The sequence below is a fragment of the Pseudoduganella sp. UC29_106 genome, assembly GCF_044055365.1.
In the GTDB taxonomy this organism is placed as follows: Bacteria; Pseudomonadota; Gammaproteobacteria; order Burkholderiales; family Burkholderiaceae_D; genus Rugamonas.
In genome coordinates this window covers 5,655,761-5,674,393 of record NZ_CP171977.1, presented here as the reverse complement: position 1 = coordinate 5,674,393, position 18,633 = coordinate 5,655,761, and the positions used below count along the sequence as shown (strand labels likewise).

Annotated in this window: 13 protein-coding genes and 2 pseudogenes; 4 read left to right on the top strand and 11 right to left on the bottom strand. The window is 63.9% G+C overall.

The annotated features are described in order from the left end of the window. Positions 1-29: 29 nt before the first annotated feature. The 7 genes and pseudogenes from ACHMW6_RS28375 to ACHMW6_RS28345 form a co-directional block, all read right to left on the bottom strand. Positions 30-2,777: an alpha-1,6-glucosidase domain-containing protein gene (locus tag ACHMW6_RS28375; protein ID WP_395401966.1), complete on the bottom strand. Its 2,748-nt coding sequence runs from the start codon at positions 2,775-2,777 to the stop codon at positions 30-32. Positions 2,778-2,860: 83 nt separating this feature from the next. Then, positions 2,861-4,221, bottom strand: a pseudogene (locus tag ACHMW6_RS28370) (sigma-54-dependent transcriptional regulator). Then, complete coding sequence (locus ACHMW6_RS28365) at positions 4,218-5,963, bottom strand: ATP-binding protein (RefSeq protein ID WP_395401964.1); 1,746 nt, start codon at positions 5,961-5,963, stop codon at positions 4,218-4,220. Before ACHMW6_RS28365 ends, ACHMW6_RS28370 begins: the two are co-directional and overlap by 4 nt. A gap of 204 nt (positions 5,964-6,167) precedes the next feature. Next, positions 6,168-6,965: an ABC transporter ATP-binding protein gene (locus ACHMW6_RS28360; RefSeq protein WP_395401962.1), complete on the bottom strand. Its 798-nt coding sequence runs from the start codon at positions 6,963-6,965 to the stop codon at positions 6,168-6,170. 3 nt (positions 6,966-6,968) lie between these two features. Next, positions 6,969-7,790, bottom strand: coding sequence for an ABC transporter permease (locus tag ACHMW6_RS28355; RefSeq protein WP_395401960.1), 822 nt, complete (start codon positions 7,788-7,790; stop codon positions 6,969-6,971). Between the two features lie 10 nt (positions 7,791-7,800). Then, positions 7,801-8,772: an ABC transporter substrate-binding protein gene (locus ACHMW6_RS28350; protein WP_395401958.1), complete on the bottom strand. Its 972-nt coding sequence runs from the start codon at positions 8,770-8,772 to the stop codon at positions 7,801-7,803. A gap of 254 nt (positions 8,773-9,026) precedes the next feature. Then, entirely contained in the window at positions 9,027-10,658 is a 1,632-nt protein-coding gene (locus ACHMW6_RS28345; RefSeq protein WP_395401956.1) for an oligopeptide:H+ symporter, read from the bottom strand. A 189-nt stretch (positions 10,659-10,847) separates the two neighbouring features. On the opposite strand from ACHMW6_RS28345, the gene ACHMW6_RS28340 reads away from it, so the two are divergent. Both ACHMW6_RS28340 and ACHMW6_RS28335 read left to right on the top strand, forming a co-directional pair. After that, a complete protein-coding gene (locus ACHMW6_RS28340) occupies positions 10,848-12,455 on the top strand; it encodes an alpha-glucosidase (protein WP_395401954.1) in 1,608 nt (535 codons plus the stop codon). Positions 12,456-12,542: 87 nt separating this feature from the next. Next, entirely contained in the window at positions 12,543-14,417 is a 1,875-nt protein-coding gene (locus ACHMW6_RS28335; protein ID WP_395401952.1) for a glucokinase, read from the top strand. A 162-nt stretch (positions 14,418-14,579) separates the two neighbouring features. Here the strand turns inward: ACHMW6_RS28335 and ACHMW6_RS28330 are convergent. Next, positions 14,580-14,897, bottom strand: a pseudogene (locus tag ACHMW6_RS28330) (FAD-dependent oxidoreductase); the annotation flags it as partial. Positions 14,898-15,098: 201 nt separating this feature from the next. On the opposite strand from ACHMW6_RS28330, the gene ACHMW6_RS28325 reads away from it, so the two are divergent. Beyond that, positions 15,099-15,626: a PadR family transcriptional regulator gene (locus tag ACHMW6_RS28325; protein WP_395401950.1), complete on the top strand. Its 528-nt coding sequence runs from the start codon at positions 15,099-15,101 to the stop codon at positions 15,624-15,626. Continuing rightward, entirely contained in the window at positions 15,627-16,862 is a 1,236-nt protein-coding gene (locus ACHMW6_RS28320; protein WP_395401948.1) for an MFS transporter, read from the top strand. It abuts the gene before it with no gap. Here ACHMW6_RS28320 and ACHMW6_RS28315 read toward each other — a convergent pair. The 3 genes from ACHMW6_RS28315 to ACHMW6_RS28305 are packed head-to-tail and all read right to left on the bottom strand — an operon-like array spanning position 16,840 to position 18,578. Continuing rightward, the gene (locus ACHMW6_RS28315; RefSeq protein WP_395401946.1) at positions 16,840-17,463 is read right to left on the bottom strand and encodes a hypothetical protein; all 624 of its coding nucleotides are present in this window, start codon (positions 17,461-17,463) and stop codon (positions 16,840-16,842) included. The genes ACHMW6_RS28320 and ACHMW6_RS28315 overlap by 23 nt on opposite strands. 2 nt (positions 17,464-17,465) lie before the next feature. After that, on the bottom strand, positions 17,466-18,095 hold the full coding sequence (locus tag ACHMW6_RS28310; protein ID WP_395401944.1) for a glutathione S-transferase family protein: 630 nt from the start codon (positions 18,093-18,095) through the stop codon (positions 17,466-17,468). A 9-nt stretch (positions 18,096-18,104) separates the two neighbouring features. After that, a complete protein-coding gene (locus tag ACHMW6_RS28305) occupies positions 18,105-18,578 on the bottom strand; it encodes a hypothetical protein (RefSeq protein WP_395401943.1) in 474 nt (157 codons plus the stop codon). Positions 18,579-18,633 lie beyond the last annotated feature (55 nt).

Sequence of the window (18,633 nt, the reverse complement as noted above, 5' to 3'; positions counted from 1 at the left end):
TGGCAGACACCTGTTTTATGCCGTGGGTTTTATTCGACGAAAACGACTGCAGTGCGGGCGGGCACGGTAAAGCGTCCGGTAGCGGCATCATAGCGCGCCTCGGCAGCGCGCTTGTCCGCGCCATTGGCATGCACCGGATGCATTCGATACGCCTTCCCCGCCTCGCCGGCCACAGTCTGCGCCACCTTGTCCACGTTAATCAGGTAAGTCACTGACCGGAACCCCGCGCCATCGTACCCCGCGCCATCAATGGTCGCCGCCACAACCGTCGGCACCTGCGACGGCCCCACATTGAAGAACCGCAGCCGCTGCCGCACATCCTCCGCCGTACGCAGACGGAACAGCGTGGAACTCGCCCGGATACGCAGCAAATCGCGGAACACATCGCGCGCAAACGCGATATCGGCCGGCGACGGCTTCAGCGCCGCGTTGCCCAGCAAAGGCTTGATAAGCGCATAGTCCTTGCCATTATCCGCAGCCGGCGGCAGGCCGACGCCGAAGTAGTTGTCGCGATACGTCCAGTCCAGGCGATTGAACCAGTCGCCCGACTCGAAGCTGTTGCGATCGAGGGACTTCGAGCGCAGGATGTCGAAGCCCGCGTGGTAGTAAGCCACGCCCTGGCTGAACGCATTCAGCGCCGCAGCCAGCATCTGCACGCGCGCGCGGTCGGCGGTGGTCGTCGCCACCGGCAGCTTGAAGGCATTGATATCGTAAAGCGTCTGGTTATCGTGATTCTCCACGTAGTTGACCGCTTCGCCCGGCTGGCTGGCATAACCGGCCGGCTGGTTGCCGCCATAGACGATATCCTGCAGCGCACGCGTTTCGCCCGTGTAGGTCATCATCGGATAGCTGCGGATCGTGCCCGCTAGGCCTACCCGCACCATGTCTGCCGCCGACAGCAAATCCGCGATTGGACGCAGCGGCGCACCCGCGTTCGGATCATAGGATAGTCCGTTGATATAGCCCTGCTGCGCAATCATCTGCTGCCCCGAATCGCCCGCGCCGCCGCCGCGGATCGCATCGCGTCCCCGGTCGCTGAAGGTGCCGATGCCGCTGCCATTCAGGGACAGCTGCGACGCCTGCACGAAGCGCGCGCCGTCCGCAACCTCGCCGAAGTTCCAGCCCTCGCCGATCAGCTGGATGTGGCGCCCTGCGGCCTTGTCCACGCGCGCCTGCAGCGCCTCCATCGCCGCGCGGGGCTGGTGGCCCATCAGGTCGAAGCGGAAAGAGTCGATGTGGTAATGCTTCGTCCACAGTTCGGTCGAGTCGGTCATCAGCTTGGCCATCATGCGGTTCTCGGTGGCCGTATTGAAGCAGCAGGTCGACTGCTCGGTCTCGCCCTTCAGGTTCAGGCGGTGGTAGTAGCCGGGCACGATGCGGTCCAGCACCGAGCGCTCGTCTTGGCCGCCGCGGTAGGTGTGGTTGTAGACCACGTCCATGCCTACGCGCAGGCCGGCCTTGTGCAGGGCCATCACCATTTCTCGGAACTCGATGATGCGGCGGGCGCCGTCTTCCGGATCGGTGCTGTAGCTGCCTTCCGGCGCGCTGTAATGCCAGGGGTCGTAGCCCCAGTTGTAGCAGTCGGTCAGGTGCGTTTGCGCGACGGTGGCCTGCTGCTTGTCGCTGTCCGGCGCGCCGCTGGGATGGGGTACGGCGCAGCCTTTCTCGGGCACGCTGCCGATGTCGTAGACGGGCAGCAGGTGCACGTCGGTCATGCCGGCGCGCGCGAGGGCGGTCAGGTGCTTCATGCCGTTCGAGCCGGTTTCGCCAAAGGCGGTGTATTTGCCGCGATTCACACGGCTTACGCTCAGGTCATTGATCGAGAAGTCGCGCACGTGCAGCTCGTAGATCGACATGTCCGGCAGGGCCTTTACTGTCTGCGGCGTGGCGTCATTCTTCCAGCCGGTTGGGGCGAGGCGCGGGTCTTGCAGGTCGGCGATGTAGCTGCGGGCGGAGTCGGTGTTCAGGCTGACCGAGTAGGGGTCGGTGACCAAGTTGCGCACCAGGCCTGCTTTCGGTGCGATGACGTCCACCACGTATTTGTAGTATCTGCCGGCGCGTGCCGACGTGGACCAGATGCCGGTCTTTGCATCCAGCTTCATTGGCGTGATCTGTCTGGCCTTGCTTTTGCCGGTGTCGAAGGTGCAGACGGCTACGCGCTGCGCCGTTGGCGCCCAGAGTTTGAAGCTGGTGCCTGCGCGGCCCTGGCTTGCCCCAAGATCGGTGGCGCCCTCCGCGCTGGCGTAGAGGTCGTCCAGGATGCCCGTAGCCTGCACGGTCGTGGCGTCGCGCACGGTGCCGTCGCTGTTTTCCTGGACCAGCACGAGCTGGCTGCTCAGAAGGGATGGCAGCGCCTGCGCGTCCGCCGCGCGGACCGACAGCGTGGCGCCGTCGCCCAGATAGCGGAAGCGGTCTGCCGCTGCGGCCATTGCGCCTTGCGCAGGCGCGGTGTCGGGCGAGGGCGCGGCGGGGACGACATCCAGCGTCAGCGCGCCATCGGCGCCGGCAACTTTCGCGCCTTGCTGCGCGTTGATGGCGGCGCTCGAAGAGTAGTACAGCTTGAACTGGCCGTCCGTGGCGACACCGGGCCATTTGATGCGTTTGCGGTCCAGCCATACGCCGCGCGCGTCGAAACTGTTCGGCTGGCCGAGCGGGATCGCGTGCGGACCTTCGCAGCTCGCCAATGTCGGCGCGGCTGCCGGCGTAGCGGCCGATGCTGCCGTCGCGGCCGCCCCCAGCGCGATCAAAGTGAGCGAAATATCGCGAATGCGTGCCATCCAGATCTCCGTAGTTTGAATACATGCCGCACGTTTTATCTGGCGGCGAACGCGTTCATGGTACCCGAACTGGTGTAGCAATACTACGGTTTGGACTTGGGTGTGATCTGGTATTTCTTCAGTTTGTCGTACAGAGTCTTGCGCGGGACGAGCAGGCGGTCGGCGGCCAGGGAGACGTTATTGTCCGCCGCAGCCAGCGCGCGCAGGATCAGGTCGCGCTCGTAGGAGTCGACGAGCTGGGGGAGGGCGCCGGCGGCAGTTGGCGTCGTCGCCGCCCCGGCGCCGCCGGCGGCGGATTCGCGGGCGGCGTGGTGGCGGCGACAAGTCCCAGTGTCAGGCGCTCGGCGAAATTGCGCAGCTCGCGCACATTGCCTGGCCAATCCGCCGCCTGCCAGGACGCCATCTGCTCCGGCGTCCACTCCGGCAGGGGGCGCTGATAGCGCTGCGCCGCCTCGCGCGTGAAGTGTGCCAGCAGCAGTGGAATATCCTCGCGCCGGTCGCGCAGCCGGGGCAAATCGATGGTGACCACGCCTATCCGGTAATAGAGATCCTCGCGAAACTGCCCCTGCGCGCTCAAAGCAAGCAAGTCCGACTTGCTGGCCGCCACAACGCGCACATCCAGCGGTACGCCCTCGTTCCCGCCCAGGCGTTCCAGGCGGCGCTCCTGCAGCACGCGCAGCAGCTTCACCTGCAGCGACATTGGCATACTCTCGATCTCGTCCAGGAACACGGTCCCGCCATTGGCGAATTCCAGCTTGCCGATGCGGCGCTTCTGCGCACCGGTGAACGCGCCCGGTTCATGACCGAAAATCTCGCTCTCGAACACGGACTCCGGCAGCGCGCCGCAATTGATCGCGACGAAGTTGCCCTTGCGTCCGCTGGCCGAGTGCAGCAGGCGCGCCATCACCTCCTTGCCGGTACCCGTTTGGCCATTGATCAATACATCCACGCCCGCCGGCGCCACATTGCGCACCACGACCTTCAGATGCTCGATCGCCTGCGAGCGGCCGATCAGGTCCGGCATGTCCGGATGCAGGGCCCGCGCCGTGCGCAGGGAGCGGTTTTCCAGCACGAGAGAGCGGCGCTCCTGCGCGCGCTTCACCGCGTCCATCAGGCGATCGGACGAGAAAGGCTTCTCGATGAAGTCATAAGCCCCCGCGCGCATTGCAGCCACCGCCATGCTCACGTCGCCGTGGCCGGTGACTACGATGACGGGCAACTCGGCATCCAGCGCCACCACCTGCGCCAGCAGCTCAAGGCCGGACTGCCCGGGCAGGCGCACATCGGTCACGACCACGCCGCCAAAGTCCGCGCGCAGCAGGGACAAAGCCTCCTCCGCGCTCGCGCAAGCCTGCACGGCAAAGCCGCCCAGCTCCAGCGTCTGCGCCGTGGCCAGCCGCAGCGTGGCTTCGTCTTCAACCAGGATCGCCTGCAAAGCGCTCACTCTTGTGCTCCTTCATTCATCAGTGGAAAGCGTACCTCGAATTCCGCGCCGCCGTCGTCGCGGTTGCGCGCCGTGAGCTGGCCGTTCATGGCCTGCACGATGGACGAGGAAATCGCCAGGCCAAGCCCCAGGCCTTTACCGGTCGGCTTGGTCGTGAAAAACGGCTCGAACAGATGCGCCGCCACATCGTCCGGAATGCCGGGACCCGTGTCGCGAATGCGCACGATGCCCTGTCCCTCCGCGCGGTCCAGCGAGACGCATACGCGCCGCGTCTGCGCGCCTTCGACCGCATCCAATGCATTGCGAATCAGGTTGATCAGCACCTGTTCGATGCGGACCGTATCGCCGGCCACCAGCACCTGCTCGTCGCCGGTGTTGATCTCGAGCGAGACATCGCGGTGCCGGAAATCGCTCTCCAGCAGGAAGGCCGAGGCGCGCGCCGCACGCGCCAGATCGACCTGGGTAATGGTTTCGTCCTTGCGCGCGAAGCCTTTCAGCTGGCTGATGATGGCGCCCATGCGCGCGGCCGCGTCGCTGATATGGGACAGGTTGCCCGCAGCCTGTTCGGACTGGCCACGTGCCAGGAAGGTGCGGGCATTATCGGCAAAGGCGCGGATCGCCGCGAGCGGCTGGTTCAGTTCATGCGTCATGCCGGCCGCCATCTGTCCCAGCATGGCCAGCTTGCCCGCCTGGACCAGCTCATTCTGCGTGGAGCGCAGCATTTTTTCCGTCTCCTGCAGCTTCGTATACTTGTATTCGAGATTCTGGTTGGTCTCGCGCAGCTGGTGCGTGCGCTCGGCGATGCGGCTTTCCAGTTCGCGCGCGGACGCCACTTTCTCTTCCATGCGTCGCCGGCGCTGGTGCAGTGCCCAGTAGGACGCGAAGCCGCACACCAGCAGCAGCGCCGTGGCCAGCGCCCAGTAGACGCCGATGCGCACCACGCGCGACTGGTTCGGGAACAGCGCCAGTTCCCAGCCCAGGCGTCCGACGCCACGCGTGGCCACGGGCCCCGGCTGGTGCGGCAGCGGCGTGATGTCCTTGCCCATGTACTGCTGCGTGCTTGCCAGCTCGGCCTGCGTGGCCGGGTCCAGTGGTCGCAGACTGTGATAGCGCCACTCAGGGCGGTTGGCGAGGAAGATGACGCCGGCGCGGTCCGCCAGCAGAATGGGTTCGTCGCTGTTGCGCCAGTTATGTTCGAATTCGGAAAGGCTGATCTTCACCGTGATCACGCCCGCGATCGGGCCGCCCGCGCTGCCATTGCGGTACACCGGCTGCGCGATGAAGTAGCCCGGCTCGCCGGTATTGGTGCCGATGCCGTAGAAGCGTCCCGCGCGGCCCTGGATGGCTTCCTTGAAGTAGGGACGGTAGCGGAAGTTCTTGCCGGCGAAGCCCAGCGGCTCGTCCCAGTTGCTGGCGCCGATGGTCAGGCCGCTGCGGTCCATCAGGTAGAGCGCGCCGACCCTGGCCTGGCGCTGGATGGTTTGCAGCGTCTGATTCAGGCGCGCGATGGCCTGGGGATCGTCCGGATGAGCGAGGGCGTAGGTCAGATCGGACTGCTGGCCGAGGACGAAAGGCAGGGTCTCGAAGCGCTCCAGCACCGACTGCAGCTCCGGCGCCATCAGCTGCAACTGGCGCTGCCCCTGCGCCAGCGAATCATACTGCGCCCTCTGCGCCCCCACAACGTAGGCGGCAGCAACCAATGCCAGGGCGGACAACAGGATGAGGGCTGATTTGATGCGCATACCTAGATTCTATCCCGCACCCTGGGGTCAGATCCGACATTCGGACACGAGCACAGCCGCCGGCGCAGAATGAAGCCACACCGCCGACGCGGTAAATTCGCGAAAAAATGCGGCTGCGGATGATGGGGCAGATTCGCGATTCGGCTTCAGTTCAAGCTCGCCATGGTAGAGCTCGTGTCCGAATGTCGGATCTGACCCCAAGGTTTAGTCGACGGCGGCGAGGCGCATTTCGTCGTTGTGGTGGCGTTGCTGCTCTTCCATCACCAGCATGCCAAGCTCGCGCTTCAGGGCGTTGAACTCGGATGACGACGGGTCGCGCAGGCGCGGCAGCTCGATCATCATGTCGCGCTTGACCGTGCCGGGACGATAGGTCATCACAATGATGCGGTCGGCCATGTAGATCGCTTCCTCGATGCTGTGCGTGACGAAGATGATGGTCTTTTTCAGCTCTGACCAGATGCGCAGCAACTCGTCCTGCAGGTTGCGGCGGGTGAGGGCGTCCAGCGCGCCGAAGGGTTCGTCCATCAGCATAATGGGCGAGTCGAGGGCCAGCACGCGGGCAATCGCCACGCGCTGGCGCATGCCGCCGGAGAGGTCCTTCGGGAAGCGGTGGCGGAAGTCGCTCAGCGACAGCATCGCAAGCAGCTGCGATACGCGCGCATCGATCTCCGCCTTGGCCATGCCCTTGATCTCCAGGCCGAAGGCGATGTTCTTCTCCACGGTCATCCATGGGAACAGCGCGTATTCCTGGAACACCATGCCGCGATCAGGACCGGGACCGGTAATCAGCTGGCCGTCCGCCGTGATCTCGCCGCTGGACGGCAGGGAGAAGCCGGCGATGGCATTCAGCAGCGTCGACTTGCCGCAGCCCGAGGGACCCAGCAGGCAGACGAACTGGCCCTGCGGGATCTGCAGCTTGATGTCCTTCAGCGCGATCACTTCGCGGCTGTCGGTCTTGAACACCTTGTTGACGCCCTTGACGTCGATATGGGTAGCGCTCATGGATCAATTCTCCAGGCCGCGGTGCCAGCGCAGCAAATGGTTATTCAGTTTGTTCATGCCGATGTCGATGGCCAGGCCGAGCAGGCCGATGGAAATCATGCCGGCCACGATCTTGTCCGACCAGAAGTACTCGCGCGCTTCGAGGATGCGGAAACCGAGCCCGTTGTTCACGGCGATCATTTCGGACACGATCACCACGATGAAGGCGGTGCCGATACCGATGCGCACACCGGACAGGATGTAAGGCACGGCCGCCGGCAGCATCACGCGCACGAACATCGTGCGCTGGCTCACGCCGAGATTGCGCGCGGCGCGCACATAGATGCCGTCCACCTGGCGCACGCCGGCGATGGTGTTCATCAGCACGGGGAAGAAGGCGCCCAGCGCGATCAGGAACACGGCCGGCGCGTTGCCGAGGCCGAACCACAGGATGGCCAGCGGAATGTAGGCGATCGGCGGAATCGGGCGCAGCACCTGCAGCAGGGGATTCAGCCAGGCGTACATGCGCTGCGAGGAACCCATCACCAGGCCGAAAGGCAGGGCCAGGCCGGCGCCGACAGCAAAGCCCACCAGCACGCGGTACATGCTGGACAAGGTGTCGCCAATCAGCTCACCGGAAAAAGCCCAGGCCAGCCACGAGGATGCAGCCGGGTCGTACGGCTGCAGCGGCAGCAGGTATTCGATCCACTTCTGCACCACCGCCAGCGGCGACGGCAGCACCTGCGGATTGATGTAGCCCATGCCGGAAGCGGCCTGCCACAGTGCGATCAGGAGTACCGGGACGATGGCGCCCGCGCCGATCTCCCGCCATTTCTGTTTGCTCATGCCGGTCTCCTTACTTGATGTTCAGGCTTTTCTTGGCTTCGTCCAGCAGGTCGGTCTTGACCCACTCCGTTGCCACCGGCGGCTTGCGCATCTTGCCCACGCCGCTCTTGCCCATCACGTCGGTCGTGACCTGGATATGCTTCGGTGTGATGTCGTAGGTGTAGGGCGAATTGCTGATCGCGTCCTGGAAATCGTCGGCCGTGATCTGGTTCTTGAAGATGGACTCGCGCACGTATTTTTCGGCGACGGCCTTGTCGTCGATGAAGGTCTTGGTGGCCTGCACGAAGCACTTCATGAACTTGGCGGCGACGGGGCGCTTCTCGTTATAGAACATCTCGCTCATGACCATGGTGCGTACCGGCTCGCCGATCGGCGTGTCGTAGGGCTTCATCACTTCCACGCCGAAGCCCTTGTTGATGGCCTGCGAGGACTGGGGCTCGGACTGCATGATCGCGTCCAGGTTCTTGCCGAGCAGGGCCTGGTTCAGGTCAGCGAAGGCCAGGAAGACCAGTTGCACATCCTTGCCCGGCTGGTCGGAGTAGGTCAGTCCGGCCTGGGACAGTTCGGCGGCCAGCAGCACTTCATGAATGCCGCCACGGGTGACGCCGACCTTCTTGCCCTTCAGGTCCTTGATCGATTTGATATTGCTGTCGGGGCGCGCGACCAGGCGCGCGCCGCCCTTGGCGAAACCGGCTACCACGAAGATGGGCGCGCCGTTGGCACGGCCCTGGATCGCGGCTTCGGATGCGGTGGCGCCGACGTCCAGCTCACCGGCGAGAATGGCTTGCATCACGTCCGGGCCTTTCGCGAACACGTGCTCCACGACCTTGATGCCGCACTTCGGTGCGATCTCCTTGATGTAGGAAACGGCGCCATAGTGTGCGAATTTCAGGTTGCCGAGGCGGACGACGTCCTGTGCTTGTGCGGAGTTGGCGGCGAAGGCGGCCACGATGGCAGCGGACAGCAGGCGGAATTTGGACATATCAGTGTCTCCAACTGGTTATAGTTGGCAGCCTAATGAGCAGAAACCGTGCCAGTCGCCTGGAATACACTCAAGTGTTTGATTTATTTCGATTGATGCGCTGCCGCAGAGCCTCGGCTCCACTACGCTTTCCGGCGGATTTCCGGAAATCCATCCGCCCATCGTGCGGATTTCCGGAAAAACGAAAGGCGTGAATCTGGTGTCAGGCACATTGTGCCTGACACCTGTTTTTTGGCTGTGGGTTTGAGTGAGCCTCAGGCTTTCTGGGCGACGGGCTGGTTGGGGCTGTAGCAGGCGTTGGGCTCGGACTCGGCGCGGTAGTTGTCGACCATGCGGTAGCGGATGGCGTACCAGGCGAAGACTGCGGCGGCGAGGGCGGCGAAGATGGCGAAGAAATACATCTGGAAGGCCATCACGGAGAAGCCGGTGCTGGCGATGTAGGCCGATACGGCTTCGTTCTTCACGCTGGAGTTCAGGATCAGCACCCACAGGTTGCCGACGGTGACCGCCAGGTACCATAGCGACATGATGGTGCCCTTCATCGATGCCGGCGCTTGCGAGTAGGCGAATTCCAGGCCGGTGGCGGAGACCAGCACTTCACCCAGCGTCAGCAGGGCATAGGGCAGGATCTGCCAGGCCATCGACACGGGCGTGCCGCCGTCCATCACAACCTGGATGGTGCCGATCACCAGCCAGGAAAGCGCGGAGATGAAGATGCCGGCGCCCATGCGGCGCAGCGCCGTCGGTTCGATGCCGATCAGGCGCAGCAGCGGGAACAGGGCGAAGTTATTGAAGGGGATCAGCAGCATCACCAGCAGGGGATTCAGCGCCTGCATTTGCGCCGGCACGAAGCTGAAGGAGTAGCCGAGGATTTCATAGGTCGGGTGGACCATGTCGTTGGCCTGCACGATCCAGGTCGATGCCTTCTGGTCGAACAGGGACCAGAACGGCGTCACCAGCGCGAACACGATGAAGATGCGCAGCACGGCACGCACGCCGTCCACGGCTTCATCGGAATGCTTGCCGCGGGCTCGTTCCAGTTGCATGGACGTGCCCCAGCCGCCGAATGCCAGCAGCAGGACCAGTGCGGTGCAGGCGGAGATGACGAAGCCCCACTTGGGCGTCATGGCCAGCGAGCCAAGCGCGCCGATCACACCGACCAGCGCCATGTTCAGGCCCGGACGGCCCTGGCCTGCAGCATGACTGACCAGCGCAGTCTTCGCAACGCGCGTGAAGGAGTCCGGATTCGGCGCGGCCGGCGGCACGTGCACGTATTTGCGGCGGCCCATCCAGAACACCAGCGTCGCGATGAACATCAGGATGCCTGGAATGCCGAAGGCGACAGCCGGGCCGAGGTCGCGCAGGAAGATCGGCATCAGCAGCGACGCAAAGAAGGAGCCGAAGTTGATCGACCAGTAGAAGGCGTCGAATACCACCTTGGCGCGCTTCTTGTTGGTCTGGTCGAACTGGTCGCCGACAAACGATGCCACCAGCGGCTTGATGCCGCCCGAGCCGAAGGCGATCAGGAACAGGCCAAGATAGAAGCCGTTCAGGTTGTCCTCGAAGATCGCAAGGCAGGCGTGGCCCGCGCAGTAGATCAGCGAGAACCAGAACACGGTGTTGTATTTGCCGAAGTAGCGGTCAGCCAGGAAGCCGCCCAGCAGCGGGAAGAAGTACACGCCGATCACGAAGGTGTGGAAGATGTGTTTCGCTTCGCTCACGCGGTCAGGCTGCGGCAGGAACAGCAGCAGGGTGCTGATCAGGAATGGCGTCAGGATGTTGCGCATCCCGTAAAAGCTGAAGCGCTCGCAGGCTTCGTTGGTGATGATGTATGGGATCTGCCGCGGTAACGGCCCGTTTCCCTGCTGCAAGTCATTTTGTGACATGTAGTCTCCCCGTTCAAATAATGGCCGCGATGCTATGCGATGCCCGCTGGCTTGGCAATACAACTTTGATCGGCGCTGTAGTTTGACTACGACGAAAAACGCTAAGTCTTTGAAAACAAAGGAAATCACAACGTTGCGACCACGCTGAAGTTCATGTATATTATCTACAGAACCTTTTAAGGAAGCGACATGAACAAAGAGTGGTGGAAAGAGGCGATTATCTATCAGGTCTATCCGCGCAGCTACCAGGATAGCAATGGCGACGGCGTTGGCGACCTGCCCGGCATTACCGAGCGCCTGGAGTACATCGCCAGGCTGGGCGTGGACATCGTCTGGATCTCGCCCTTCTTCAAGTCGCCGATGCGCGATTTCGGCTACGACGTTGCGGACTACTGCGATGTCGACCCTCTCTTTGGCACCCTCGCCGATTTCGATGTGATGATCGCCAAGGCGCACAGCCTGGGCCTGAAGATCATGATCGACCAGGTGATGTCCCACACTTCCGAAGACCACCCATGGTTCAAGGAGAGCCGCTCTTCGCGCGACAATCCAAAGGCCGACTGGTATGTATGGGCCGATCCGCTGCCGGACGGGAACCCACCCAACAACTGGCTGTCCGTGTTCGGCGGCTCCAGCTGGCAGTGGGATTCGCGCCGCAAGCAGTACTACATGCACAACTTCCTCGTCAGCCAGCCGGACCTGAACTTCCACCATCCGGAAGTGCAGCAAGCCCACCTGGATGCGCTGCGTTTCTGGCTGGAGCGCGGCGTCGACGGCGTGCGCATGGACGCCTGCAACTTCCACTTCCACGACCGTTCGCTGAAGAGCAATCCGCCGGCGCTGGTGCGCGATACATCCACCGTCAGCGATGTAAACCCTTACGGCATGCAGGCTCACATCCACGACAAGACCCAGCCGGAGAACGTGGCCTTCCTCGTCAAGCTGCGCAAGCTGCTCGATGAATACGGCGCTATCGCCATTGGTGAAGTGGGGGCGGACGATTCGCTGGCAGTGATGGCCGAATACACCGAAGGCGGCGACAAGCTGCACCTGGCCTACAGCTTCAACCTGCTGACCGCCGTGCACACCGCGGCCCATATCCGCAAGCAGGTCGAGGACTTCGGCGCGCGCGTGATCGATGGCTGGGGTTCCTGGTCGGTCGGCAATCACGACGTGGCGCGTGTCGTCACGCGCTGGGAAGGGCAGTCCAATCCGGCGGCCTTCGCCAGGCTGGTGCTGGCCATGCAGCTGTCGCTGCGCGGCACGCCCTGCCTGTACCAGGGCGACGAGCTGGCCTTCAGCGAGGCGGACGTGCCTTATGAACTGATCCAGGACCCGTATGGCAAGACCTTCTGGCCCGAGTTCAAGGGCCGCGATGGCTGCCGCACGCCGATCGCCTGGACGCAGGACGATAACGGCGGTTTCACGAAAGGCACGCCCTGGCTGCCGGTGGCGCCGGAGCATATCGCGATCGCGGCGTCCACGCAGGAAGAGGACCGGGATTCGCCGCTGAACTTTGCCCGCCGCATGATCGCCTGGCGCAAGACCATGCCGCAGCTGACGCGCGGCGATATCGTCTTCTTCGATGTGCCGGAACCGGTGCTGGCGCTGCAGCGCAGCCTGGAGGGTGAGCGCAGCGTGATCGCCGTATTTAATCTCGGCGCCCAGCCGGTGGAAGTATCGCTGCCGCAGGCGGCCGGTGCGGAGAAGCTGGCGCAACCCGGCCTGCCGGGTGAGGTGGTGGACGGGCAGGTCAAGCTGCCGGGTTACGGCGCCTGGTTCGGCTACGCGAAGTAAGAAGAAAACCCCGTCACTGCACGGGGTTTGTTTTTTCGGGTATCCTTGCGGCCGTTGTTGAATAAAACTCAAGAAACACAAGACACCATGAAACAAGTAGAGGCAGACTCCAAAACGACCCGCGGCGCCTTTGCCGACGGTCCTCGCCTGCTGGCGGACATCGGCGCCACGCACGCCCGCCTGGCGCTGCAAACGGCGCCCGGCGAATTCAAGGCTGTCCGCGTGCTCCAGTGCGACGACTTCACGGGCATCGTGCCGTTGCTGCGCAACTATCTTGCCGATCATGGCGACATCAACCTGAATCACGGCGCACTGGCGCTGGCCAATCCGGTCCATGGCGATTACATCCGCATGACCAACCGCGACTGGCAATTCTCCACCGACGAAGTGCGCCGTGAACTGGGCCTGCACACGCTGCTGGTGGTGAACGACTTTACCGCGCTGGCCATGGCCATCCCCGGCTTCAAGGCCGAAGACCTGATGCAGGTCGGCGGCGGCGCACCGGCGCAGCAGTCGGTGATTGGCGTGCTCGGCCCGGGCACGGGCCTGGGCTGCTCCGGCGTGATTCCGACCGTGGACGGCTACGTGACCCTGGGTTCGGAAGGCGGCCACACCAATTTCGCGCCGGCCGACGAGCGCGAATACGCGATCCTGCAGTATGCGTGGCAGACATGGCCGCACGTGTCCAATGAGCGCCTGATTTCCGGTCCCGGCATGGAAATCATTTATCGCGCGCTGGCGCGCCGCAACGGCCTGAATGTGCGCGACCTGACTTCGCAGCAGATCATCGCCGGTGCGCTGAAAGACAACGATCCGTTGTGCACCGAGGTGCTGGAGTGCTTCTGCGCCATGCTGGGCGGGGCGGCGGCCAACCTGGCGGTGACGCTGGGCTCCTTCGGCGGCATCTTCATCGGCGGCGGCATCGTGCCGCGCATGGGTGAGTGGTTCCGGACTTCGCCGTTCCGCACGCGCTTTGAAGCGAAGGGCCGTTTCTCGTCCTATTTGGCGGAAATCCCGACCTATGTGATCACGACGCCGAATCCGGCCTTCTATGGCGTGGCGACGATCCTGTCCGAACACCTGCGGGGCCGCACTGGCGCGAACACGTTGATGGAACGCGTGCAGCAGATGCAGAGCGAGCTGACGCCGGCCGAGCAGCGCGTGGCGCAGCTGGTGATCGAGCAGCCACGCCTCGTGCTGAATGAGCCGATTGCCGATATCGCGCGCCTGGCGGACGTGAGCCAGCCGACCGTGATCCGTTTCTGCCGTTCGCTGGGCTTCCAGGGCCTGGCGGACTTCAAGCTGAAGTTTGCTTCGTCGCTGACGGGCGCGATTCCGGTGCGCCACAGCCAGGTGCGCGTGTCCGACAGCACGCACGACCTGAGCGCGAAAGTGATCGACAATACCGTGTCCGCCATCCTGAAGTTCCGCGACCAGCTGGACGTGCGCTCGCTGGACCGTGCCATCGCCATGCTGGCAAAGGCGAAGAAGGTGGAGTTCTACGCGATGGGCAATTCGCGCGTGGTGGCGCTGGATGGCCAGCACAAGTTCTTCCGCTTCCGCATTCCGACTGCGGTGTATGGGGATTCGCATCTGTTCACGCTGGCGGGGGAGTTGCTGAGCCCGGGCGATGTGGTGATTGCGATTTCCAATTCGGGCAAGTTGCCGGAGCTGCTGTCGGCAGTCGATGCGGCGCGCGCTTCGGGCGCGGATGTGATTGCGATTACCACGTCGCAGTCGCCGCTGGCGAAGAAGGCTACGGTGTGCCTGGCGGTCGATCATACCGAGGACAGCTCGACTTTCCTGTCCATGATCTCGCGCATCCTGCAGCTGCTGCTGATCGATATCCTGTCGGTCGGGATTTCGCTGGATCAGCAGAATGCTTCGCTGGTGCTGGAGCGGAAGCAGAATGGGGTGGTGCAGGAGAGCCGCAAGCTGCTGATTTCGCACCTCGATAATTAAGCCGCAGGCCGGGATGCACGGCGGATCAATGATCCGCCCTACACGCCGTCGGCGTCAGAACCGATGAAACCACGCGTTATGCACGCCGTTGGCGCGGAATCGATAAAACCACGCGTTATCGTGGCGCGTAGGGCGGATCATTGATCCGCCGTCTGTGCGCCGTCACAACATATCCTTCAACTGGAAATACAGCATCCCTAGCACCAGGGCCGGTGTGCGGAACAGCGTGCCGCCCGGGAACTCGGCGTGTCTGACGCGCGAAAAGAGGTCGAAGCACTCGGCCTGCCCGGCGATCGCCTGCGCGACGATCAGGCCCGCCATGCCGGTGAAGGCCAGGCCATGGCCGGAAAAGCCCTGCATATAGTAGATGTTGTTGTCGGCGCGGCCGATATCGGGCGCGCGGTTCATGCTGATGTCCACGAAGCCGCCCCACGCATAATCGATGCCCACATCCTGCAGCTGCGGGAACGCGGCCACCATGCTGCCAAGGCCCAGAATCACGATGCGGCCGGAAAATGCGGCGTGTTTGATGTAGGTGTCCATGGCTTCCATTCTCTGCGGCCGCCGGCGCTGCATCCATGCGCCATTTCACATTGTGCGGAGAGACGGCGGCCCGTCCTTGCTATTTTGCCGAAATAGTTTACGATATATCTTATTGCGATATATCTTAAGGAATTCAGCATGTTCAAATTCTTCCGAGGGCACCACCATCCCCATATGCATGGCCACCATTTCCACCGCGGCGGCGGCGGCGGCGGACGCGGTCCCAGGATGTTCGACGCCGGCGCCATGCGCTACGTCGTGCTGCAGCTGATCGCCGAGAAACCGCGCCACGGCTATGAAATCATCAAGGAACTGGAGCAGCGCGCGGGGGGCGGCTACACGCCCAGCCCCGGCGCCATCTATCCGCTGCTCTCGATGCTGCTGGACATGGGGCATGTGTCGGCAGCGCCGGACGGCAATAAAAAGCTGCATACGATCACGCCTGAAGGCCTGGCCTTCCTAGAAGAGAACCGCCAGATGGTCGATGCCTTCGTGTCGCGCCTGTCCGAAGCGGGCGAGGGCGGCGGCGATATCCGCATGCTGATGCATGCGCTGAAGGAAGTCGTGCACCAGCGTGCAAGGGACGCCGCTGCGCCCCGCCAGCGCATCGCGCAAATTAGCGCTATCCTGAAACGTGCCGCCGACGAGATCAATCAGCTGCCCTAAATGACTATTCCCCTTGCTCCGCAACGTGAGCGTGCCGTCCTGTGGCTGCTGGCGCTCACGCAATTCACCGTCATCATGGACTTCATGGTGATGATGCCGCTGGCCCCGCAGCTGATGCGGGCCTTCGATGCCAGCGCCGCCCAGGTATCGGGCGCCGTGTCGGCTTACGCCTGGTGCGCCGGTCTTTCCGGCCTGCTGGCCGCGACCTATATCGACCGCTTCGACCGCAAGAGCATGCTGCTGACGGTCTTCCTGCTCTTTAATCTTTCCAACCTGGCCTGTGCGCTGGCGCCGAATTTCCACATGCTGGTGTTGTCGCGGGCCTTTGCCGGACTGACGGGCGGCGTGCTGGGCGCGATCGTGATGTCCATCATCGGCGACCTGATTCCGCAGGAGCGGCGCGGCGCCGCGACCGGCGTGGTGATGACGTCCTTCAGCATGGCGGCCATTGCAGGCGTGCCGCTGGGCGTCATGCTGGCCGCGCACTTCGGCTGGCAGATGCCTTTCTATCTGCTGGTGGTGTTCTCGATGCTGATCTGGATCGCCGCGGCGCGCGCGCTGCCTTCGCTGACGGCGCACCTGGGCCATGCGGCGCCCCTGTCGCGCGTGCTGCCCGACCTGGTTGCCATGTTCCGCGTGCCGGCGCACCTGCGCGCCTTCCTGCTGACCTTTGTGACGATGCTGAGCGGGATGCTGGTGATTCCCTTCATTTCGCCCGTGCTGGTGGGGAATCTCGGCATTTCGCCGGCGGACGTGACCTGGGTCTATCTGTGCGGCGGCCTGGCCACGCTGTTCAGCTCAAGGATGATCGGCAACTGGTCTGACAGGGACGGCAAGCACCGCGTGTTCCGCTACGTGGCGCTGTTTTCGGCGCTGCCGATCCTGACGATCACGCACCTGCCGCATTGGCCGCTGCTGGCGCTGATGGCTTTCTTCCCCTTCTTCATGGTGGCGCTGTCCGGCCGCACGGTGCCGCTGCAGGCGCTGCTGACCACGATTCCCGAGCCGCACAAGCGCGGCGCCTTCCTCAGCGCAAACGCTGCCGTGCAGCAGGTCGGCACGGGCCTGGGCGCCCTGCTGGGCGGCCTGCTGCTGCACACGGAAGCGTCGGGACGCATCGAGGGCTACGGCAGCAATGGCTTGCTCGCCACTTGCGGCACGCTGTTCGCCGTCTGGTGGGTGGGGCGGGTGCAGGGCACACCCGCGGAGCAGATTACTGTGCGTTCGACTGCTTGACGATCAGGTCCAGCAGTTGCTGCGCATTTTCCAGCACGGACGCGGCCAGTGGATCGCGCGCCAGGTCGCCAAAGCCCCCTTCGCGCACGCGCAAGCCTTCGGTGGAGAGGTAGCTGAAGCGCACCGTGCCCGCCGGCGGACGCGCACCGCGTTGCGTTGTCGGCGTGGCCCTGGCTGCAGCGGGAATCGCCGCCGCGACCAGCAGCCTGGCCTGCTGCGCCACATCTTCCGGTGCGCCTTCGTAGACAGCAAGGCGGCCCGTGTGGTTGATGTAGCGCACGCGCCCGTCCGTGTAGGCGGCCAGGGTATCGAGGCCGCCTTCCAGCGGCACTTCGACCACCACGCCGAGGATGGTCGACGCGGGCGCGGGATGCCCGTTGGCACGCAGCCAGCGCGCGGCCAGCAGGCGCAGGCGGCTTTCTTCATTGGCGTCCTGCGCGATGGCGGTGACCACGCGCACGTCCGGCTGCTCGCCGAAGAGATCTTTACCGCCCTGCGGCAGATCGTCGCAGAACAGCATTGCGTAGACTATATTCAGTTCTTCCTTGCCATACGCTGCCGCGGGCGCGGACTTCTTCGCGCCGAATAACTTCTTGAACATCTTTACCATCCAGTGAGTGCTTCGACTTCGTTGACATGGCGCCAGCTCGGGCGGGCACGCAGTATGTCGGCATACTGCTTCAGCGCCGGCCATTCGGTGGCGGGGCGCGGCATATTGCGCGACCAGCGCATATACATGGCCAGCATCAGGTCGGCGCCGCTGAACTGCTCGCCCAGCAGGTAAGGGCCACCGGCTTCCAGGCGCGCATTCAGTGCGGCGAATCCCGCCTCGATCTTGCTGCGCAGCGCGTCCATTGTTTCGGTGCGCTCCTTGCTGCAGCCAATGTCGCCCGGGTAGAACCACTGGCGGAAGGGCGCAGCGATATTGCAGGCCATCCACACGATCAGCTCCGTCCACTCGGCGCGGGCCAGCGAACCCGGAGCCGGAGCAAGGCCGGAGTGCGGGTGGCGATCTGCCAGGATCATCATCAGGGCGGCCGCTTCGCGCAGCGGCTTGCCCTCCACGAGCATGGTCGGCACGCGGCCGTCCGGGTTCAGGCGCAGGTATTCCTCGCTGCGCTGCTGTCCCGCTTCCAGGTCCACTTCAAGCAGTTCATAAGGCACGCCGATTTCCTTGAGCGCTGCGTGGATGGCGAGGCTGGCGCCGCCCTTGCCGTAGTAGAGCGTGTACATGGATCTCCTTTACTGCGCGCTGGCGCGCTGGAGCGGCTGCTTGTCCTCGCGCCAGCGGTCGAGCGTGAGCAGCTCGCCGCTGATATCGTCTTCCACGAGGATATCGCCGCGTTGGGTGGACACGAGGAAGCTCTGCCAGGCCTGCACGGATTCCTCGCCGTTTTCGACAAAGGTGAACTGGTAATACGCTGTGCCTTCGACATCGCGCGGCGCCGGATCGTATTCGATCAGCGCGCCGCGTACCTTGCCGCCGCTGCGCTGTTCGATCTTCGCGCCCCAGGCCAGCAGCTCGGGCAGGGCCATCAGCTTTTCGACAGCCTGCTCGCGCGAGACGGCTTCTGCGGCGGCCGGCTTCGCGTTCACCACGGCGGTTGCCGTTTCGGTGCGCTGCTCCTTCAGATACCACGCCCCAAGCGCCACTGCCAGGATGCCGGCAATGGCGCCGGCGATGGCGGGATTCCTGGTCGTACTGCGCTTGCTCATGGTGTGGTCGTCTTCAATAGCGTGTCAAAGGTGCGCACATACTACCAGACGGAGA

Excerpts from the sequence above, each read along its gene's own strand:
- ACHMW6_RS28315 (WP_395401946.1), bottom strand. The coding sequence starts at position 17,463 with ATGTTCAAGAAGTTATTCGGCGCGAAGAAGTCCGCGCCCGCGGCAGCG.
- ACHMW6_RS28360 (WP_395401962.1), bottom strand. The coding sequence starts at position 6,965 with ATGAGCGCTACCCATATCGACGTCAAGGGCGTCAACAAGGTGTTCAAG.
- ACHMW6_RS28355 (WP_395401960.1), bottom strand. The coding sequence starts at position 7,790 with ATGAGCAAACAGAAATGGCGGGAGATCGGCGCGGGCGCCATCGTCCCG.
- ACHMW6_RS28375 (WP_395401966.1), bottom strand. The coding sequence starts at position 2,777 with ATGGCACGCATTCGCGATATTTCGCTCACTTTGATCGCGCTGGGGGCG.
- ACHMW6_RS28345 (WP_395401956.1), bottom strand. The coding sequence starts at position 10,658 with ATGTCACAAAATGACTTGCAGCAGGGAAACGGGCCGTTACCGCGGCAG.
- ACHMW6_RS28340 (WP_395401954.1), top strand. The coding sequence starts at position 10,848 with ATGAACAAAGAGTGGTGGAAAGAGGCGATTATCTATCAGGTCTATCCG.
- ACHMW6_RS28310 (WP_395401944.1), bottom strand. The coding sequence starts at position 18,095 with ATGTACACGCTCTACTACGGCAAGGGCGGCGCCAGCCTCGCCATCCAC.
- ACHMW6_RS28350 (WP_395401958.1), bottom strand. The coding sequence starts at position 8,772 with ATGTCCAAATTCCGCCTGCTGTCCGCTGCCATCGTGGCCGCCTTCGCC.
- ACHMW6_RS28365 (WP_395401964.1), bottom strand. The coding sequence starts at position 5,963 with ATGCGCATCAAATCAGCCCTCATCCTGTTGTCCGCCCTGGCATTGGTT.
- ACHMW6_RS28305 (WP_395401943.1), bottom strand. The coding sequence starts at position 18,578 with ATGAGCAAGCGCAGTACGACCAGGAATCCCGCCATCGCCGGCGCCATT.
- ACHMW6_RS28325 (WP_395401950.1), top strand. The coding sequence starts at position 15,099 with ATGTTCAAATTCTTCCGAGGGCACCACCATCCCCATATGCATGGCCAC.
- ACHMW6_RS28335 (WP_395401952.1), top strand. The coding sequence starts at position 12,543 with ATGAAACAAGTAGAGGCAGACTCCAAAACGACCCGCGGCGCCTTTGCC.
- ACHMW6_RS28320 (WP_395401948.1), top strand. The coding sequence starts at position 15,627 with ATGACTATTCCCCTTGCTCCGCAACGTGAGCGTGCCGTCCTGTGGCTG.